Raw genomic sequence first — 394 nt, 5'->3', positions numbered from 1 at the left:
GATGGCATACTCGAAGTTACGAACGCCCAGTGATTTTAAGCTGCCTTCGTCTGTGGCATCGGCTGTTGCCGTATGACTCGCATAATCGGACATCGAGCTGACCGTTTCCGGATTCGAATCAATCGCCATAATATCGTGTCCCATCCCGTAAAGTTCTTTGCAGACACTGCTTCCAAAGCGAAAAAAAAAAAAAATCGTAAGCAGTCTTAACTTTGATAATCAAAATAACACAATCAGACAAGTCATAACTTCAACACCTACCAAAGCCAATATCATACTACACCTTGACATACCCGCCACATCAACACTATTACTTACCCTCCACCACCGACCATAACCTAACTACCACATAAACACTAAAGTAATTCAGCACCGACACATCAACTAACCACTT

The 394-nt window shown here is 42.6% G+C and carries 1 protein-coding gene; it reads right to left on the bottom strand.

Features of this window, described 5'->3' with window-relative positions; all coding sequences use genetic code 11:
- On the bottom strand, nt 1-195 hold a 195-nt coding region (locus BHE18_RS01540), incomplete at its 3' end, for an NAD-binding protein (RefSeq protein ID WP_268876285.1).
- Nucleotides 196-394: the final 199 nt, after the last annotated feature.

Origin of the sequence: Rossellomorea aquimaris, assembly GCF_001877785.1 — a bacterium.
Lineage (GTDB): Bacteria > Bacillota > Bacilli > Bacillales > Bacillaceae_B > Rossellomorea > Rossellomorea aquimaris_A.
The sequence above is the reverse complement of the archived record's forward strand: the minus strand, read 5'-3'. Positions and strand labels throughout refer to the sequence as shown.